The 17,499-nt window shown below is 34.2% G+C and carries 16 protein-coding genes and 1 pseudogene; 5 read left to right on the top strand and 12 right to left on the bottom strand.

Translation table 11 applies throughout. The features are described 5' to 3' along the window. Together ES677_RS14055 and ES677_RS14060 are read left to right on the top strand one after the other, a co-directional pair. On the top strand, window positions 1-2,908 hold a 2,908-nt coding region (locus tag ES677_RS14055), incomplete at its 5' end, for a T9SS type B sorting domain-containing protein (protein WP_148381572.1). An 8-nt stretch (window positions 2,909-2,916) separates the two neighbouring features. Next, window positions 2,917-3,918 (top strand): PorP/SprF family type IX secretion system membrane protein, encoded by a 1,002-nt coding sequence (locus ES677_RS14060; protein ID WP_148370465.1) that lies wholly within the window; start codon window positions 2,917-2,919, stop codon window positions 3,916-3,918. A 43-nt stretch (window positions 3,919-3,961) separates the two neighbouring features. Here the strand turns inward: ES677_RS14060 and ES677_RS14065 are convergent, their stop codons facing one another. The 6 genes from ES677_RS14065 to ES677_RS14095 all read right to left on the bottom strand — a co-directional run bounded on the left by ES677_RS14065 (window position 3,962) and on the right by ES677_RS14095 (window position 9,245). Then, window positions 3,962-4,564, bottom strand: a complete 603-nt coding sequence (locus ES677_RS14065; protein ID WP_148381573.1) for a YkgJ family cysteine cluster protein — start codon at window positions 4,562-4,564, stop codon at window positions 3,962-3,964. Between the two features lie 654 nt (window positions 4,565-5,218). After that, window positions 5,219-6,196: a permease gene (locus ES677_RS14070; RefSeq protein ID WP_148381574.1), complete on the bottom strand. Its 978-nt coding sequence runs from the start codon at window positions 6,194-6,196 to the stop codon at window positions 5,219-5,221. Between the two features lies 1 nt (window position 6,197). Next, window positions 6,198-6,596, bottom strand: coding sequence for an OsmC family protein (locus ES677_RS14075; protein ID WP_148381575.1), 399 nt, complete (start codon window positions 6,594-6,596; stop codon window positions 6,198-6,200). 14 nt (window positions 6,597-6,610) lie between these two features. Continuing rightward, entirely contained in the window at window positions 6,611-6,847 is a 237-nt protein-coding gene (locus ES677_RS14080; RefSeq protein WP_148381576.1) for a thioredoxin family protein, read from the bottom strand. A gap of 657 nt (window positions 6,848-7,504) precedes the next feature. Continuing rightward, window positions 7,505-8,173 (bottom strand): RluA family pseudouridine synthase, encoded by a 669-nt coding sequence (locus tag ES677_RS14090; protein ID WP_148370470.1) that lies wholly within the window; start codon window positions 8,171-8,173, stop codon window positions 7,505-7,507. 343 nt (window positions 8,174-8,516) lie between these two features. Then, entirely contained in the window at window positions 8,517-9,245 is a 729-nt protein-coding gene (locus tag ES677_RS14095) for an NYN domain-containing protein (protein WP_148370471.1), read from the bottom strand. Between the two features lie 507 nt (window positions 9,246-9,752). On the opposite strand from ES677_RS14095, the gene ES677_RS14100 reads away from it, so the two are divergent. Next, the gene (locus ES677_RS14100; RefSeq protein WP_148370472.1) at window positions 9,753-10,925 is read left to right on the top strand and encodes an ATP-grasp domain-containing protein; all 1,173 of its coding nucleotides are present in this window, start codon (window positions 9,753-9,755) and stop codon (window positions 10,923-10,925) included. A 451-nt stretch (window positions 10,926-11,376) separates the two neighbouring features. On the opposite strand, the gene ES677_RS14105 is transcribed toward ES677_RS14100, so the two are convergent. After that, complete coding sequence (locus ES677_RS14105; protein ID WP_148381582.1) at window positions 11,377-12,240, bottom strand: RluA family pseudouridine synthase; 864 nt, start codon at window positions 12,238-12,240, stop codon at window positions 11,377-11,379. Between the two features lie 608 nt (window positions 12,241-12,848). On the opposite strand from ES677_RS14105, the gene ES677_RS14110 reads away from it, so the two are divergent. Both ES677_RS14110 and ES677_RS14115 read left to right on the top strand, forming a co-directional pair. After that, on the top strand, window positions 12,849-13,325 hold the full coding sequence (locus tag ES677_RS14110) for a hypothetical protein (protein ID WP_148381577.1): 477 nt from the start codon (window positions 12,849-12,851) through the stop codon (window positions 13,323-13,325). Beyond that, the gene (locus ES677_RS14115; RefSeq protein ID WP_148370474.1) at window positions 13,315-13,521 is read left to right on the top strand and encodes a helix-turn-helix transcriptional regulator; all 207 of its coding nucleotides are present in this window, start codon (window positions 13,315-13,317) and stop codon (window positions 13,519-13,521) included. The genes ES677_RS14110 and ES677_RS14115 overlap by 11 nt, the downstream gene beginning before the upstream one ends. A gap of 285 nt (window positions 13,522-13,806) precedes the next feature. Here ES677_RS14115 and ES677_RS15740 read toward each other — a convergent pair. The 5 genes and pseudogenes from ES677_RS15740 to ES677_RS14140 form a co-directional block, all read right to left on the bottom strand. Beyond that, window positions 13,807-14,769: pseudogene (locus ES677_RS15740) on the bottom strand (acyl-CoA thioester hydrolase/BAAT C-terminal domain-containing protein). 711 nt (window positions 14,770-15,480) lie between these two features. After that, entirely contained in the window at window positions 15,481-16,233 is a 753-nt protein-coding gene (locus tag ES677_RS14125) for a nucleotidyl transferase AbiEii/AbiGii toxin family protein (RefSeq protein WP_148381578.1), read from the bottom strand. A gap of 3 nt (window positions 16,234-16,236) precedes the next feature. Then, on the bottom strand, window positions 16,237-16,524 hold the full coding sequence (locus ES677_RS14130; protein WP_148381579.1) for a DUF6922 domain-containing protein: 288 nt from the start codon (window positions 16,522-16,524) through the stop codon (window positions 16,237-16,239). A 217-nt stretch (window positions 16,525-16,741) separates the two neighbouring features. Then, on the bottom strand, window positions 16,742-16,996 hold the full coding sequence (locus ES677_RS14135) for a hypothetical protein (protein ID WP_148381580.1): 255 nt from the start codon (window positions 16,994-16,996) through the stop codon (window positions 16,742-16,744). Between the two features lie 51 nt (window positions 16,997-17,047). Further along, a complete protein-coding gene (locus ES677_RS14140) occupies window positions 17,048-17,227 on the bottom strand; it encodes a hypothetical protein (protein ID WP_148381581.1) in 180 nt (59 codons plus the stop codon). Between the last annotated feature and the right edge of the window lie 272 nt (window positions 17,228-17,499).

Below are 17,499 nucleotides of genomic sequence, written 5' to 3' on the forward strand. Positions count from 1 at the left end.
TTTTAATCACGACAACTCTTTACCAGCAGGCGTGTACACTTACTATTGCGAAATAAGTCAGCCAAACGCTTACGACTGTAACGCCACGAGTAACCCGGTAACCATAACGGTAAATGAAGGGCCATCTATTGTGACACAGCCTATTGGTGCAGAATACTGTTTGGGCGATACAATGGCAGAATTGGAGGTTGTTGTTACAAATGGTGTTGGCATTCCAGATTATCAGTGGTATTCCAATGATACAAACGATTTAGATACACCAAACCCAGTAGGCACAAACACTAGTCTATTAACGCTGCCAAATACAAACGTTAGTGTATTTTATTATTATTGTATTATTTCCTTTTCGGAAGGAGGATGTGGTGATTTAACGACTCAAATGGCACCAATAACTATTAATCAAGTGCCACAAATCAGTAATTACGATGCTCTTATTTGTAGTAATAATACGTTCTCAATAATTCCCGATAATACAAATGGAGATATTGTGCCTCTAAACACAACTTATACGTGGTCGCCGCCTATTGTAAGTCCTGTTGGTGGTGTTATTGGTGCCGTAGAAGAATTAACGCCTATAACGAGTATTTCACAATTTTTAGAAAACACGACTACTAATCCAGCTACAGCAACCTATACGGTAACGCCTGTTGCTGGAGATTGCTTGGGGGATACTTTCGAGGTAACGGTAACGGTTAATCCGTCTATTACAGTGTTATCTGATTTAACAAATAACAGCTGTTTTGAATCCAATAATGCGTCTATCGAAATTTCTGTAGCTGGAGGTGTGCCATTTTCAAATGCAAATCCTTATACTATTACATGGAATGGGCCGAATGGATTTACCAGCACGGATGAGGATGTTTTCAACCTAGAGATTGGTACTTATGTTTTAAATGTATTAGATGATGGTGGTTGTCCCTATTCGGAAACATTTAGTATAACAGAACCTGAAGACTTAGTGTTTAGTGCTATTAATTTCGACCCACAAACAATATCGTGTTTTGGAGCTAATGATGGTGTGATAGCTATTAGTATTGAAGGCGGAACTTTACCTTATGTTTATAATTGGACGAAAGACGGACAGTCTTTTTCTACAAATGAAGATCTTTCAGATTTAGGTCCGGGAAATTATGAGGTTACTGTTACAGATGCTAATAACTGTGGGCCCATCATTCAAAGTTTTTTAATTGAAGAACCGCCATTACTTGAAGTGTCTATAAATTCTCAAACAAATGTGTTTTGTTATGGGGATTCTACAGGAGCAATTACAATATATGTTATTGGTGGAAGACTAGGTTATACGTACGCTTGGACAGGGCCTGATGGGTTTGTAAGTGCGAATCCAAATATTGATAATTTAAGTGCTGGTAACTATACAGTTGTAGTAACCGATAGTTCTGGATGTCTCGACACGATGACTATTAATATTACTCAGAATGATGCCATCACAATAGATGTTACAACTACAGACATTGAATGTTACGGTAATAATGATGCTTCAATTACGATAAATAATATATTAGGAGGCGTGCCACCTTTCGCTATTGCTTGGAGCAATTTTGGAACGGGGCCAGTGCAAACCGACTTGTCGCCAGGAACCTACACGATTACAATTACAGATGCTGTTAATTGTTCAGAATCTTTTTCTATAATTATTGAAGAAGCGCCTCTATTTTTAATTAATCCTGAAGTCACTCAAATGTCTTGTTCTGGAGAAAATGATGCAAGTATTGTACTTAATTTTGAAGGCGGAATGGAGCCTATTACAGTCGTCTGGGATGATGATGATACAGCAGGAGTGGAGCGCAATAATTTAGCTCCGGGAACGTATTCTGTTACTATTACAGATGGAACGCCATGTGTTATTCAAGATAGTTTTACCATAATTAATATTGCGCCATTACAGCTCTCTACAAATGTTATTAATGCTTTCGATTGCGATGATGCCAATAGTGGCGCCATTAATTTATTAATAGCAGGAGGTACACCACCTTTTAACGTGGTTTGGTCTAATGGAGCAGTCACAGAAGATTTAGTCGACATTCCACCAAATAGTTATACTGTAATCGTTACAGATGCTAATGGTTGCGAAATAGAAGGGAGTTGGGAAGTGGATAGGTTTGAGCCTTTAGCGGTTGGAGTAGATACTCAGTCTGAACCCGATTGTGAAGCACAGATAATACATCAAACGTTTGTTGCTGTTGCTAGTGGAGGTGTGCCGCCTTTCCAGTATAATTGGTCAAGCGGTACTGTAAGTGGTCTAAATAATGAATCAATGACTACAGACGAAAATGGATTGGTGATTTTAGAAGTTACAGATAGTTTAGGCTGTAGTACCAATTTTAGTTTCAATGTAGAAACGCCAGTTATAGGTCAGCCAGATTCCGAAATAACAGCGTTTGGATATTCTAATTATGGTGTGTTTGCCATTCAAGATCCAATTCAATTTACAAATACAGCGACCGGAGATTATGTTAGTGTTTTATGGGATTTTGGAGAGGGCAGTTTTTCCGCTGAAGAAAATCCTATTCACACTTATTTACAAGCAGGGAATTACGTGGTAACCCAAACTGTTACATATCCATTTGGTTGCTCTTATAGTACTATCGTGACGCTAACTATTGAAAAAGGTTATAAACTTATTATGCCCAATGCATTTACGCCTAATGAAGATGGTTTAAATGACTTTTTTGGTCCGAAACATATTGGATTAAACACCTTAGAACTTAATATATACGATACTTGGGGAAGTCTTATTTACTCAGAATCTGGTGAGAGTATACGCGGTTGGGATGGTAAGATAAACACTATAGAAGCCGAGAACGGAAATTATTATTACACTTTTAAAGCACGCACATTCTATGGCGATGCCATAGCAAAACAAGGATCCTTTGTATTTATTAAATAATAGCTAGAATGAAATTTAAAATTATACTCTTTATAGTACTCCTCTTAACGGTGTCTGCAGCAAAAGCTCAAGACCCCATATTTTCGCAAGCTAATTATGTGCAAGAAACTTTAAATCCAGGGTTTTCTGGATTTGAGGATAATGGTAAAGTCTATGCCGGTGTGCTTAGTCGGTTGCAATGGCCAAATTTAGATTTAAAACTAACCACACAGTATGCCTTTGTAAATAAGTCTTTCGATTATGGTCCGGATCTTGGTTTTGGCATAGGTGTCAATGCCGTATGGCAGTACGAGTCGTTTAATAACTATAATTATTTTCAGATAAATACAAATTATGCACACCGTATCAATTTAGATGGCGGCTGGTTTTTTAGACCAGGTATAGAAGTTGGTGTGGGGAATAAAAGTAACCGATTTAGGAATCTTAGGCTGGGAGATCAGATAAATATTAATACAGGAACTATAAATCCGAATTCTGTAGACCCCTTGGCTAATACTATTAAAAACCCGTATTTTGTAGATTTCTCAACCGGTATTGTTTTTGAAAAAGAAGCGTTTTATGGCACATCCTATTGGTTTGGAGCTTCTGTAAAACATTTAAATAGACCTAATATTTCTTTTGTTGAAGGAGAGAAAGTGCCTTTAGATATATTTTATTCGCTACACGGTAATTATCGTTTTCCTTTTTTAAATGATAGCAGTGTAATGATGACTGCCAATTATATGCAACAAGGGCAATATAACCGTTTAGATGTGGGGTCTTTATTTCAAGTAGAGGAATTTCTTGTAGGTCTTACAGCAGCTACAAACCCAGCGCTTAATGACGATAATAGTCATTTATTAACCTCTATAAATGCATTTATCGGATTGGAATATTCCGAGCTGCGATTTGGTTTTTCTTACGATATGAATACCTCTAAAATAGGTAATACGTATGGTGTTTACGAGTTTTCGTTAACGTACCTCTCGAGATGTAAAAGCTGTAATTTGGACCGTAGTAGAAAGCGATAAACAGACGCCACTAATCGGTAAATTAGAACGGGCTAAGAATTTTTTAAATACACTCTTTTTTTACATCAGGAAAAGGTCTGTACGCATAATATTGAAGTACTTCTTCCAAAGCCATTTTAAGCGCTTTGTTTATTGGCAGAATGATGTTTCCTAAATGAAAGTCAATTTGGTTTAATTGCATATAATACTCTGTAAATACAGGTACGTACAATCCTTTTGTAATGGCTTCGGCAGCCGATTTATAGTCTTCTGCCTGACCTTCTTTTATGATTTTGCAAGTCGCTAATCTTAAATTTCCGTATTTATCGGTGTTGGCAGCGAAACCAAATAGGCGACAAATAAGACCTCGGTATTTGTAATTACTACACCGACCGTGACCGCTTAGGGATAAAGATGTGTAAATGAAACAAGTTGAAGTCTCAGTTTTATTAAGTACATCTAGTGTTTTTTTTGCGTCACCGTTCTTAAACAAATGAAAGGCCCAAGGTAAAAATTCTAATGGAGAGGCCTCTATATTGGGATTTGTACAGCATTTCCCGCAACCAGAAACACAACTCATTCCTGATGCTTTTTCAAACTGAGCGCCTTCTTCCTCTAATTGATGAAATAGACTTTCTACCAATTGTACTCTGCGCTCTATAGACATAGTTTTTTACCTAAGGTAGGCTTAATAAGAGTGGGGCCTTTAACTTATTTCATAAAAGAATTTTTAATTGTCTATTTAAATATTTCATTAATCCGTAATTAAGGCATATTTCACGGTAATAGATTTACTGTCTTATACTGTTTACGTAATTAATCTATTCAACTGGGCGTAACTTATTTAGTTATTTTTATAGGAGGAATTGCATTGGTGCTATAAAGAGAACAATGAATAAAATGTAGCAGATGGGGTAAGAATAACGCTTAAGAAGCTGAAACAACTGTCTGTAACCTTATGTGGTGGAGATAATAGTTTGATAGTGACACGCAATTCGTTGGAAGTTGTCTGTTTTTTATTTGAATTTATACCGGCAAAACTCACAAAGCCAGTGGCAATCCCCTTAATTTATTCTCAATAAATTATTTTTTAATTAAAGGTTATATCTTAAGGTTTTATTCATTTTGGGGAATGCAAAGGCTTATGTTTTTATTAATTTTAGCTTAAAGAGGAAAGGTTTCGCAATAGTTAGGTTTTAGTGTATTCTGCTTGCGAGATCAGAATCAGACTACTGTTTTATTTCCCTCTATTTTCCTGTTAAATCCAACCTACCGGTAAGCTCAAAATAGGTCATCATTTTTATTTGGTATTGCTGTATTATTATAATAAGATGTTGAATAAATACCCTGAAATGATAATGCAAAGCGTAACGAGACCAAAAAAGATGGCGATCAGTTTTAAGGACATCACTTTCTTTAAAAGCATGGCTTCTGGTAATGATAAGCCAACAACACCCATCATAAAAGCAATTGCAGTACCTAAAGGGATGCCTTTTGCAACTAAAACCTGAACTACAGGAAGTATACCTGATGCATTCGAGTACATTGGCACCGCCAAAATGGTAGCAATAGGTACAGCAAATAAATTGTCTTTGTCCATATATTTTTCAAAAAAACCTTCCGGAATATAACCGTGCATCAATCCTCCAATGGATATGCCTACCAACACATAAGGAATAATACCTTTAAGTATTTTTAGCACTTCATTCCAAATAATGGGTAACCTTTGTTTTAAAGTTTGTTTTTCGGCAATAAAAGCATCTTGATCTTTTTGTGCAGTAGCCAAAATTTCTTTTACCCAAGGTGTTAAAAAGGATTCCAATTTTAATTTTTGAAGGATAACGCCCGAAATGGTGCCCAATGAAACACCACTTATCACATAAATAAGGGTTGTTTTAATTCCAAACAACCCCACAAAAAGTCCGATGGCTACTTCATTGACTAACGGTGAAGTAATTAAAAATGAAAAGGTAACACCTAAGGGTATTCCTCCTCTCACAAAGCCGATAAATAGTGGGACTGACGAACAAGAACAGAAAGGAGTTACCACACCAAATAGGCTTGCCACTAAGTATTCCAATCCGTATAATTTATGCCTTGACAAATAATTTTTAACCTTGTCTATGGGAAAGTAACTGTTGACGATTCCCATAAAAAAGATAACAATAAAAAGAAGGATTAAAATCTTTGCGGTATCATAAATAAAGAAGTTTAAGGCTTCAGTCAAATGTTGCCCTTTGCTCAAATTAAAAACATCATAGACCAACCAATCTGAACTATTTTGTACCCAATCAAACATTTTAAATCGTGTTAATCGTTCCTGAGATGTTACAAGACAATTTTACCGTGTTGTAGATGGTACCAAACTTTTCAATATTCTTTTTTAGCAGGGTCGAATTTAATTTGTCATCATTAGTATAAATTGTTAACTCGTAAAAAACACTGTCCATCCTAGGTGGGTTTTCAAGACGTGTTGCATTGACTTCAAGAGAGGCTTTTGTATAGGTGAATTTCATCAGTCTAGAAAAACGTTCAACATTTTTCAACATACAAGCGGCAAAAGACCCCAAGAATAGTTCAGCAGGATTTGGTAAGGTTTCAGCCGTTTTTGGGGAGGTGCCAAAATCTATATTTGATTGCTTTATATAAATAACGGCATCCTGATTGGAGTGGGATGAAGCTGTAATTTCGTATTTCATAATCTGTGTTTTAATTAGTTTAAAAGTGCCAATACTTCATCTTTTGAAGGCACTCTCCCTTTTATTGCAATAACATCATCTATTACCAAGGCAGGTGTAATCATTACGTTATATTTCATAATCTCCATTATATCCTCAACTTTTTCAATGGTTGCATCAATGTTGTTCTCGGTAACCACATCTTTAACAACTCCTATCATCGCTTGGCATTTTGGGCATCCTGTGCCTAGTATTTTAATTATTTTGGTCATAATAGTTGTATTTTTTTATCGCTAAAGGGCGGTAGTAGCTAAAAATAGCAATCAGAACATTGCTGAAATACTGCTTTTGTAACATTCCCATTTTTATTATTAATACAGTACCTTATTCTCGCGGTTTTAATTCAACATAAATAAGATTCGTTTTTTAAAATTCTTTTAGATGTGGAGAAGCTGTAGATTGAGCCAATGGAAACACCTCTCCCAAAATCGTCTGTGTAACAACGCAATTGGTTCTCAAGACACTTTAAGAGTGCAATACAAATAGGATGAGCTAAAGTTTTCGCTAATTTAGCCAAGACTTCTGTGTTTTCCGTATACTCTATTTGTTCTACACTTATTTTTCATATTCCCTATCCTAAATATACGATTGGTATTTGAATTGAAATATGACTTTGATCACCTTGATCTAATTTTACTGGTAATACAAAATTCTTAAGAAATGGCAGGCATAATAAATTTATCCTTACTAACGCTTAAACACAATATCCCGCTGTAGGTTTTATTAGGAATTGTGGTTTAAAGGGAATAGAAGGGGTTTGCACTTTAAATAACGGAGAGTACTTTGGTGCCTATTGCTAAATTAATGGGTAGCTTCTTTACAGAGTAATAGTGCAAGCTAGGTAAACACGCCTGTTCTAGTTATAATGTTTATCGTGATTTGAAAGCCCAAAATTCATTCTTTGGCAAAGGTGCTGCGAACGATTTTAATTCCTTATTACCAGAGACTTGATAGGTGATTTTTTGTGCATGAAGACAAATAGATAAAGGAAAGTAGTCTTGATCTGAGCCGTATTTTTTATCGCCAACAATAGGGAGTCCTATATGGGCTAGTTGTGCCCTTATTTGATGAAATCGACCTGTTTTTGGTTTAATTTCTAAGAGATAACCAAAATCGTTTTTGTCTATAACCTGGTAGGAAAGAGTACACTCTAAAGCGTCTTTGGATTTTGATTGGACTATATCTGCCCTTTTTTCTAGAGTATTTTTTACGAGAAAATTTTTTAAGTTGTCCTTATCCTTCGAAGGTTTGTTTTTAACGATTGCTAAATACGTTTTCTGAACTTTTCGGTTGCTAAATAGGGCATTAAATTCTACCAAAATACTTTTTTTCTTGGCAAATAACAACACGCCACTTGTTACGCGATCTAGCCTATGGATTACTCCAATATAGGGTTTGCGTTTACTTTTTAAAAGGTGATTAAAAACTTGGTCCTCAACAGTGTTATTCTCGTATGGGCTTTTCTCACTTATAAGGCCGGCCATTTTGTTTACAACTATATAATCGTTGGTTTCATGTACTACTTCAAATTTGGGCATTGGTAGTTTTCTTTTTTTTAGGGGCTGAAGACTACGTTCAGCAAGTTTAGTTTCTATCTGTTTACAAAGAGAAGCCTTAAATTAAGTCTTAATTACAAAATACGATACTAATCATTCCTCTGTCCTTCTATACAATGAGGTAATGTAGTATACTAAGAAATAGTTAGGCTTTTCTTGGTTAATTAAAAGTTTGAAAGACTTTAAATCCTGTCTTTTTTATGTATCGGAATATAAAATTGCTTAATTAAATGGCCTAAAACAGGTGTTTGTTTTTATAGCTTTTTGTGTTATTATAACTCAAATTAAGAAAAATTAATAGTTTATGATAACTATAGATGTGCTTTTATTTATTCTTTACGAAAATTAATTTATGTCTACTTTTAGTGTTTTCTCTTTGTTCTAATTCAAACTTACCGATGGATTTAATAAGGGGCGTCAACTTTTCAAATCCATAGTTCCTAGAATCAAAGTTGGGTTGCTTTTTTTGCAATAAACTTCCTACATCTCCAAGAAAAGCCCAGCCATCTTCGTCGGATAAATCGGATATAGTAGCAGAGATTAGTTTAGTCACTTTTGGAGTGACTTTATCTATGCTATCTTTTACGTGGTCTTTCTGACTAATATTTTCTTTCTTTTCCGTTTGCTTCCTAATAATTTCAATATAAATAAATTTATCGCAGGCCACGATAAAAGGATTTGGTGTTTTTTTCTCTCCAATTCCAATCACTTGCATACCCGCTTCTCTTAATCTAGTCGCCAGTTTGGTAAAATCACTGTCGCTAGAAACAAGACAAAAACCACTAACTTTCTCAGAATATAGAATGTCCATCGCATCAATTATCATGGCCGAATCTGTCGCGTTTTTACCTGCGGTGTAAGCATATTGCTGAATAGGGGTAATAGCATTTTGTAACAATAGGTTTTTCCATTTTGATAAATGCGGACTCGTCCAATCGCCATAAATCCTTTTAATCGTGGGATTTCCATATTTTGCTATTTCTTCCATCATTTCCTTTACGTGAGCAGAGGGTATGTTGTCTCCGTCTATTAGTACGGCTAAATTCATATTCATAATGTGTGTAGTATTACTTCTTTTTAATGCTAGTGAAGCTAAATTTCAGTTATAAAGGCATTTAACGGCCCCGTGTATCGTACCTTATTTTTGATTAGCAACTAATTTAGCAAAAGAAAACGAACCAAAGAGAAATCTAGAGAGTTTTATAAGCAAACACAGAGCGAAAAGTTAATAAAAGAGGTGTTAAGTGATTGTTTTTCGTGTTTTTTATGTGAACGATTCTGTATTTACTTAACAAATGTTGGCGCGGTAATACACTAAAAAACAATGTTTTCTTAAAGCACTCCTTTTTCTTAAAAGGATTTAGTGGAATACTTGTTTCCTCTAAAATTTTCTAGGCGTTATTTTTATATTTAGAAGTGTGATACCGGTTCTTTGAAAGGAATATACTTTTAAAATTAGACTTAAAGCCATTAACGATGAGGTTCAATTCCCAAGACTATCCCAAAGACCAGACTCATTTATTAAATAGGTGTTAAATTGAGTGAAAATAGAGATAACTATATGATAGTAATTGATAAACCGTATGTTTCAGATTTTCTTATTAAAACTATTAAGGAAAATAATTATGAAATTGTGGCTACTGCTCAGGCGAAAAATATGATTGCTGATAAAAAGCTGAATTGGATCACCGAGGAAGAAGCAAAAGATAGTTTAAAGAAGAATCCGGAAACCCCAATGTATACCAATTCTGAAAACACAATCAACTGGATTCAAAAGAATGTGGTTTCATTAAGCCTTCTCGATCAAATTGAAGTGTTCAAAAATAAAATCAAATTTAGAGAACTAATTAAAGAGTCTTTCCCCGATTATTTTTTTAAAGGAGTGAGATTTGAAGATCTGAGAAAACTTATTGTGGAAGAACTTAAATTCCCATTCATTATAAAACCTGCAGTTGGTTTTTCTAGTATCGCTGTGCACAAAGTCGATACTGCTGCAGAATGGCTACAAGTTTTAGATAAGATAGATTCTGAGAATAACCATTCTAAAGACCTATACCCTAAGGAAGTTTTAAATATATCAGAATTTATTATCGAAGAATATATAGCTGGAGACGAGTACGCAATTGATTGTTATTTCGATAATAAGGGAAAACCAGTGGTGCTTAATATTCTTCATCATATATTTTTATCTGATAAAGATGTAAGTGATAAGGTGTATTCAACTTCACAAGAAATAATACAAAAATACAAGAATGAGATAGAGGCTTTTCTGGGTATAATAGGGGAAAAAGCAAAACTAAAAAATTTCCCTGCTCACGTAGAATTAAGAATTGATAACAAAGGCATCATAAACCCTATTGAGGTAAATCCTTTAAGATTTGGAGGGTTTTGCACCACCGGAGATTTATCTTGGTATGCTTACGGGATTAATTCCTATGAGGCCTTTTTTCAATCTATAAAACCAGATTGGGAGACGATTTTTAAAACCAGAAAAGGTAAAAAGTATAGTATTATTGTTTTAGATAATAATTCGGGCATTGATGCAAGTGAAATAGAGTCCTTTGATTATGAGAAATTAGTATTAGATTTTGAAAAACCTCTGGATCTAAGAAAAATTGCATTGAATGAATATTCAGTTTTCGGATTTTTGTTCACTGAAACACAAAATGGAAACGAGAAAGAACTACTGGAAATACTGGGTTCTGACTTAAAAAAATACATCAGACTTAAATAAAAATAAAACCAGAAATTAAGTAATAACAAAACCAAACAACGTCAATTTTCTCAACACTTTAGACTTCAATACTAGTTGTGTTTTGGTGTAACATTCCGCGCGACGCGTACGATGGCTAAGGATAAAGAAGGGTAAATCGCTAGGTAAAGATATGTCATAAACTAAAAAGTTTACAAAATAATGAGGTGGTATTTAGCAAATAATACGGTAGTTGGGAGGGAAGCGATAACGGGCAAACGGCAATTAGCGAGGCCTTAGTTAAAATTTTGGCTACTTATAGAGTCTCATTATAGCGAGAGGATTCCAATTGCCCAAAGTCTAATTCTTAGAACGAGCAAAACCATTATATGGTTAGAGGAGTTATTTTATTATTGAACGGTCGTAAATAGCTTGACTTAAATTTGTTTCGAGAAGAGCAGGTGTAAGAGGTGGTTTGAGACGCACGCTATTACTATTTATGGTTGGAGAGGTTTGTTTGATAAGCATAGATGTCATTTATTTTAGAATTAAATAGTTTCATAAAACGTGGAGGGAATTCATCCCTTAAACAGACTGTTTTACCTGTAAATGGATGTGTAAAGCTTAATGAATATGCATGTAAATACAACCCCTTACCGCGTAAAATTAAAGGTTCAATCCCGTATGCTGCATCCCCTAATATGGGAGTGTTAATGCTGGCCAAATGTTTACGCAATTGATGCCTTCTACCCGTTTGAGGTTTTAATTTCACTAAGTTGAGATGGCCGAATCTTTGCGAGGAAACGGTTTCGAGTAGATTGTAATACGATAGTGATTTTTTACCGTCAATTTCTGAAGTGATACTTCCTGCCTTTTTCATTTTACCAATAGTAACGGCATAATATACTTTGTAAACCGTTTTGTCCTCAAACATTTTATTTAAAGCACGAATACTACTACTCGTTTTTCCAACCAATAAAACACCTGTGGTCGCATAGTCTAATCGATGCACGGGCTGAGGTTTAGTAGCATCTAGAAGCGTGCTTTGTTTAATATTTTGAGGTAATGCATTGGCAATAGTTTTAAAACTATTACCGCTCACTACTATGCCCGCAGGTTTATGGAGTAGTGCTAAATAATCATCTTCGAATAAAACGTTAAGTTGAAATACCAATTTCTTATGCGGTGTAACTTCTTTTGGAATAGATAAAGTTAAGCAGTCACCCCCGTTTATTACTGTAGCGGAAGTCGCAATAACAGCGTTAACCGTAATAAATTTTTTCTTTAGTGCTTTTTTTAGCGCCGATTTCGTAATCGCAGCAATGAATAGGCCAACACCATATTCCTGCAGTCGCATTGGAGCGGATATTTCAGGAACAATATGTGTTTCTTTTAGATTGATTGTGGGTTTGATTTTTGTTAATGTTTCTGTTTTAAAATAAATAGTGGCTTCGTTGCGCACGTAAGATACTCATTAGAATTCCGATGGCTAGTATAGATTTTAATTAGTCTAAAATATAAGGCTTATTTTTAAGTGGTGTTACTATTGTTTTTCTGCATACCCGTAAAATGTCGCAACAGTTACCGCCTTATTTTTATCTGCAATAGATAAATAATTTGTTGTATTTAAGAGTTTTAAATTAGGGGTTACCATTTATTTCTATTGAAATTCTGGCGAGATAATTCTTGAAATTTGAATACCGTTTTCTTTATTTTGAATAGTAAAATAGACCTCCGAGTTTATAGGAGCTAAATTTCCAGACAAGAGGTTACAAAACAGATGACGGATAACGTAAACAACACACAAATTGTGATTTGCTTTTAGAAGACCCGTAAGTGCGGTGGTTTTGAGAGGTGTGCTGGCAATAACTCGATTATTGGTAATGTTCGCTGTACTAAATGTAAAGTTTGTTTGTCTAATTGTGATATTTGTTTTACATTTGTTGACAACAAAATTATAATATTATGAAAGTAAATTTTTTATTTCCTAATAAATTCAAAAAAACGGGTTGGTTTTTACTTATTCCTTCGGCAATTTTAGGTTTCATAACACTTAAATATGAGTACGAACCAAACTTTTTAGATTTTGATATCCCTGCAGTTTTTATAGATGACTTATTTAAGGATAAACAGCTACTAGGAATGGTTAAGAATAATATTCTCAATGAAATCTTTGGAATTTTAATTATTATTAGTTCTTTACTTGTTGCTTTCTCTAAAGAAAAATTAGAGGATGAATATATATCCAAAATTAGGCTAGAGTCTCTGGTTTGGGCTGTTTATGTTAACTACGGAATTCTTTTGTTTGCGTTTTTGTTTATCTTCGATTTTTCTTTTTTATGGGTCATGATATTCAATATGTTTACGGTATTAATCTTTTTCATAATTAGATTTAATTGGCAAATTTCAAAACTTAAAAAATCAGCTTATTATGAAGAATAGTATCAAAGTAGAAAGAGCAAAAAAAAATATCACTCAAGCCGATTTAGCTAAATTGGCAAAAGTGAGTAGGCAGACAATTAATGCTATGGAATTAGGTAAATATGTTCCCTCAACAGTTTTGGCACTAAGATTAGCGCAACTATTTGACGTCGAAATAAGCAAAATATTTACGCTGGAAGATTCAGATTGGGTTTAATATGCATTACCGTCAGCGTTTTTGTATAGGGTTTGTTGGTAGGTTGTATGTCCAGACTCTTCGTAGTAAAAATAGAGGCTTGCAATTAAGCAGCGATCCTAATTTAAGTAAATATTTTTATATAGTATCGGCATCTTTTGCGTACAGCAAAGTAAGTAAGTAAGTAAGTAAGTGATTTAGAGGGTGCGATTTTCGTAATTAAGTGGTAGGATAAACAGATTTGCAATCAATTGATTGTTGGCGGTCTACTGGATTGTCAGAAGCCTTTTAACAGATTTGTATTTTTTATATGAATTCTATTAACTTTATTTTCGCGTCTTTCCTGGCTTTAAAATCTCCTTCGTTAGTGCCTCCAAATTCATATTCGTAGTCCTTTCCATCAATGTTAATTGTTCCAGTTCTAAAATTTGAATTTACCTCTGGGTTATTTGAAATTAAATGTCCGGCATTTTTATATTTTATATTCTGAAAAGAATGCTTAAAATTATTTTCTTTTAACCGTTGTTCTATCATATCAGCCATTATTAATGAGGGCCAAACCTTATCATCACTTCCGGAAAGAAGCAGAATAGGACCATTAATTTTTTCCGCTTTAATAGTTGCTTTATTTACTAAATCCGTTTTCGATAAACCATTTTTCCAATATTCTAGTAATTTAATTTTACCCGAGTCGTTTCGAGAAATTTTATCCATAGGCACATACGGAATGTCAATTCCGTTATATTTTCAGCTTGGTTTCAATTGATTTGAATTATAGGGTAAAACAGTATTTGACCAAGAAATCGAACGTGGTGAATACGCAACAACTCCGCTTACAATTTCTGGGAATGTTGAAGCAATCACTAATGCTAATTCTACATTTCTTGATGCTCCCATTGCAATAATTTTTTCAGGGTTAACTGATTTCTGTTTTCCTAACCACTTGATTGCAGTTTCAAAGTATTCTAAATTAATTTCTTCTAATAATTTTGGTAAACCTTCTTTTCGCGTATATGGCAATGATAGACCAACCATTTCTTTATTAGCAAATTCTTGTGCCCAATAATCCCCCCATTGTCCTCCACCTATTAATACTACTGTCGTTTTACTTTGAATAGCCTCTTTGAAGAAATAATTTGCCTGAAAACCAGTTTCATTTATGGCTTTGGGTTTCATTCCGTTGAAGAGCATACTGTCGGCAATTAAATAGCCAACAAATAGTAACGCAATTATTCCAGTCGCAAAAATATGTTTTCTGTATTTCATCATTTCCTTCAGGTTGTTGCAAACGTTGTGCTTTACGTATAAGCTTAGTTGCGTTGTTTAAGCAGTGTGCTATAAATGTCAATTAAGTTTATAAGGTGTGTGTGCCCAGTATGGGCATCTTTAACTTACAGCAAAGTAAGTAATTAATCTAGAGGGTGCAAGTCCCTTATGCGCTGGGGTAACGCCTAGAAGCATTAGTAAGTCGCAAGGGTGGTAACTGCAAAGTTACATCTGAAGAAAGCGAGACTACAAAACTCGGTACTGACGAACAGAAACCGTATACAGAGGCCTATTTATTCGGGTAAGCAACCACATCATTGCAACGCCCAAAGAGTATCAAAAGGGTAAGTAGGTAGATACGGCAGGTATTGAGTGAAAGAAGATGTCATTACCTGGGGAGATCTCCAAAGTTACGAGTTGGCCTATTGGAGAAGTCAGCAGAAGTCATAGTGCTTAAGGGAAACGAGGTGGGAGAAAGAGCCCATAGGACTCACAATTAAGGAAGGACGTCTAGGTTGAAAAACGGCTGTTTTATACATTGTAGAGGTTGAAAAAGGGTGTCTTTTTGGTTGGAATAGGTTTTAAAGTGGTGCTTTTTGTTTGGAATAGGGGGCTAAAGACCTGTTTTATGTTTAAATTAGATTGGTTTATTTCCTTAGTTAGGTTTTTTGCCTTTTGCAAAAAAAAACTAGGTTTTGTTTTGTGTGAAATTATCTAGTTGAAATCTATTTCTAAATGCTTATACAGACGTCGTACTTTCATTCTCCAACTTGTTCTTACACTTATCCAACTTTTACCTCCTTCGACAATTAAAATATTATCGTTAGAGTGTATTGGCTTTATTCTGTTTTGCTTTACTTTACCATCAAACTTTAATAATAAGTACGGGTTTTGTGTAGGACACACCTCTTCGTCTAGATCAAAAATATTTTGATGTTCTTTTTTGTTGAATGTTTGTTTTTTAACCTTTAAAGCTTCAAATAAATCTATGATGTTTATTTTTTTGGTAATAAAATCTAAATCGTAAATATCTTTTTTTGCTGCACGACTAGATCCACTTATTAGCTTGAAAAGCCCAATGTCTTTAGTGGTTACTAACCTTACCTCATCTACAACCTCAACAGCATCCATCATTTTCATATTTTGAATGATTTCTACTTTAATAAATTCACCACAAGGTTGTTTTACCCAAAATCTAAGGTAGGTGTGTTGGTCGCTTTCTTTATCGAAAGGATACTCTAAGCCTGTAATATTTGTTTCACCAAAAACGTTTTTAACTTCCGTTTCAATAGTTTCAAAATGCTTGATTCCTACTATTTCTGGACAAAATAAATCTATATCTTGAGAATGTCTATGGTTAAAACGAAATGCTAAGTTTGTACCACCTGCTAATGCAAATTGAGATAAACTTGGTAGTGTTTGTAATTGTTTTATGGTTTGTAAGAGTACTGGAGTTACTGCACTCATTAATTAGAACTTATAACGTAAAAATGTAGGTTTACTGTAACGTGTTGCCACCATACGACATACATTATTACTAATACGCTCTTTAGTATTTTTTAATATTACGTAGATTTCATTTGTAGTATAAAGTTTTTCTACATTTGTAATATCTTGTAAAAAAGTTTCTTTAGTTGTAGCCATAAGCATCCTTGGAATAATAAGTGCCTTATCTTGTTTAGTAGATAATTTACTTATGTCCATATCCCAAAACACTTGTTTAGGAGCAATATTAGCTATGTTTATTTTTGTTTTCAAAACTCGTTTTACTTTAGTATATAATACTTAGTATGTTACAAATGTACAAAATAGTATTTATATAGCATTACTTTGTATGTATTATACAATATCTATACCATTAGTTAATATTGTATTAATTGAATTACGAGTTACATAGCTCATAAAACTTAGAAATATCAACACTTCTAATAGCAGTAGTAATAGTTTTTTCATAATGTGTTGTTTTTGGTTAATTCTATGGGATATATTGCATATCAAAACGTCCACTGGTAACATCAATATTTTCACAGTTATCATTTATAGACGAAAACTGAAATGTTCCAGATATAATAAAGTTATCAGTATCTATTTTAGAAAATATAACAGAACCCTCGTAAGAGTCTTCAAGTTCATAGTGGCAGCCTAATTCAGGATTTGGGTCAATTAAATATCTTGCTTTTCCAGTTAAATCATTTTGAGTATTAATCATAAAAGGCTCTTGAACAAGCATAAAAATTCCTCCAGCTCCAAACTGTAATAACCCACCTTGATAAATAGCAACTTACTGAGAAGTGTTAGTAACATTTATTGGTTCTCCATTAACTAAAAAACCAAAGGTATTAGCACCTGTTTGGGTAGTTGGTGGTAATTGGTCTATTGGGTTTGTGGGAGTGGTGTCGTCATCGTTGTTGCAACAACTTAATGTAAGTGTAACTGTTAATAGTAATAATAGTTTTTTCATAGTTTTGTTTTCAATAAATATATAATTTTTTTGCTTTCCTTGAGTAAGGAAAACCTTATTTAATTGTGGTTTATTTTTTTATTCCGTTATATATGCCATCTGAGTGAGCGCCTTGTGCCTAACGGTTTGTAATCGAGTAGACAAGGGGAATTTCACCCCAAGCCTCTCACAGAACCGTGCTTGAAAGTCTCCCCTCACACGGCTCTTCTAATTTGCAACAAATATAAGCTCATCCTTTTTCAAGTTGGCAAACTGTATTCCAAATTAGCTAA

Origin of the sequence: Bizionia gelidisalsuginis (genome assembly GCF_008086185.1) — a bacterium.
Lineage (GTDB): Bacteria > Bacteroidota > Bacteroidia > Flavobacteriales > Flavobacteriaceae > Bizionia > Bizionia saleffrena.